The following is a 1,418-nucleotide window of genomic DNA, read 5'->3' as shown; positions in this document are numbered from 1 at the left end:
GGTCACGTCCGCGCTGGTGGTGTAGGAGACGGCCATCGCGGGATCCGGTTTGATGTTATGCGGCGATCGGTGCCGGGTCGGTCTGGTCGGTGTCGTGTTGGTCGGTGTTGATGGTGATCAGGTGGGCTTTGGCGAGGAGTTCCAGGCCCATGTAGCGGCGGCCTTCGGTCCATTCGTCGGTCTGCTCGGCCAGGACGGCGCCGACGAGGCGGATGATCGCCGGCCGGTTGGGGAAGATGCCGACGACGTCGGTGCGGCGGCGGATTTCCTTGTTCAGGCGTTCCTGCGGGTTGTTCGACCAGATCTGACGCCAGGTCTCACGCGGGAAGTCGGTGAACGCCAGGAGGTCGTCGCGGGCGGCGTCGAGGTGTTCGGCGCCGGCGGGGAACTTCGCCTCGATCGTGGCCACGACCCGCTGGAACTGGGCTCGGACGGCGTCGGCGTCGGGCTGGTCGAAGATCGTGCGCACGAGGGTGGCGATCCACGGCTGCGCTGACTTCGGCACCTTCGTCAGCAGGTTGCGTAGGTAATGGGTCCTGCATCGCTGCCAGGACGCCCCGGGCAGGGCCGCCCCGATGGCGGCGACGAGGCCGGCGTGGGCATCGGAGATGATCAGGCGGACGCCGGACAGGCCGCGGGCGGTCAACGACCGCAGGAACGCCAACCAGCCAGCGCCGTCCTCGTCAGAGGCCACGTCCACGCCGAGGACTTCCCGTTGGCCGTCGGCGTTGACCCCGACCGCGATCAACGCGTGAACGTTGACCGTTCGACCGTGCTCACGGACCTTCATCGTCAACGCGTCCATCCACACGAACGTGTAATGCTCGCTGTCGAGGGGCCGGTTGCGGAACGCCTCGACCTGCGCGTCCAGGTGCGCGGCCATCTCCGAGACCTGCGACTTCGACAACTGCCGGATCCCCAGCTGCTCGACCAGCTTCTCCACCCGCCGCGTCGACACCCCGAGCAGATACGACGTCGCCACCACCGACACGAGGGCCTGCTCGGCCCGCCGGCGGTGCGTCAGCAGCCAGTCCGGAAAGTAGCTGCCCTGCCGTAGCTTCGGAATCGCCAGCTCGATCGTCCCGGCCCGGGTGTCCCACTCCCGATGCCGGTAGCCGTTGCGGGAATTGACCCGCTCGTCGCTGCGCTGCCCGTAGCCGGCGCCACAGATCGCGTCCGCCTCGGCAGACATCAACGCCTGCGCGAACGTCTTCACCATCGCCTGCAACACGTCCGGCGACGCGCCCTCGATCTGCTCGCGCAGCAGGTCAACAGGATTCACACTCTCAGATGCGGCCATCGCGTTCTCTTCTCCTTCTCTGACTTGGTCGTCTTGAAGGATCGACGCGATGGCCGTCTCTTATCTACGCAACACGCCCATCACGGGCAAGTCGTACACCACTTCCGTGGACGCAACC

Annotated in this window: 1 protein-coding gene; it reads right to left on the bottom strand. The window is 66.9% G+C overall.

Going from position 1 to position 1,418, the window contains the following annotated elements:
• Positions 1-55: 55 nt before the first annotated feature.
• A complete protein-coding gene (locus ABTW87_RS30125; protein WP_350654804.1) occupies positions 56-1,300 on the bottom strand; it encodes an IS256 family transposase in 1,245 nt (414 codons plus the stop codon).
• Positions 1,301-1,418: the final 118 nt, after the last annotated feature.

Source organism: Micromonospora sp. NPDC126480, from assembly GCF_040302465.1.
Classification (GTDB): Bacteria; Actinomycetota; Actinomycetes; order Mycobacteriales; family Micromonosporaceae; genus Micromonospora.
Note: the sequence above shows the minus strand (reverse complement) of the source record. Positions and strands in the feature narration are given on the sequence as shown.

Bases quoted from the DNA above. Each gene is read 5' to 3' on its own strand.
- ABTW87_RS30125 (WP_350654804.1), bottom strand. From the start codon at position 1,300: ATGGCCGCATCTGAGAGTGTGAATCCTGTTGACCTGCTGCGCGAGCAG.